Source organism: Saccharopolyspora rectivirgula DSM 43747 (assembly GCF_000497205.1).
Taxonomy (GTDB): Bacteria; Actinomycetota; Actinomycetes; order Mycobacteriales; family Pseudonocardiaceae; genus Saccharopolyspora; species Saccharopolyspora rectivirgula.
The window spans coordinates 1-493 of the sequence record NZ_AYJW01000147.1; the positions used below are offsets into that span (position 1 = coordinate 1).

1 protein-coding gene is annotated in these 493 nt (G+C 64.9%); it reads right to left on the reverse strand.

Annotation, left to right across the window (positions count from 1 at the left end; translation table 11 throughout):
* Positions 1-8: 8 nt before the first annotated feature.
* Positions 9-493 (reverse strand): methionine adenosyltransferase domain-containing protein (locus SREC43747_RS0119300; RefSeq protein WP_029723008.1); only part of this gene is annotated, 485 nt, incomplete at its 5' end.

The window sequence follows — 493 nt, forward strand, 5'->3', positions numbered from 1 at the left end:
TCGTCCGGTCACAGGCCGGCGGCGTTCTTCAACGCCTCCGCCCGATCCGTGCGCTCCCACGGCAGATCCACATCCGACCGACCGAAATGACCATACGCCGCCGTCGCCGAATAAATCGGCCGCAACAGATCCATATCCCGAATGATCGCCGCCGGCCGCAGATCGAACACCTCGTTGATCGCCGCCTGGATCTTCACCGGATCCACATTCTCGGTGCCAAAGGTCTCCACGAACAGACCCACCGGCGCAGCCTTGCCAATCGCATACGCCACCTGCACCTCAATCCGGCTGGCCAACCCCGCAGCCACCGCGTTCTTGGCCACCCACCGCATCGCATACGCCGCCGACCGGTCCACCTTCGACGGGTCCTTCCCCGAAAACGCCCCCCCACCGTGACGCGCCATCCCGCCATAGGTGTCCACAATGATCTTCCGACCGGTCAACCCGGCATCACCCATCGGGCCACCCACCACGAACCGACCCGTCGGGTTGA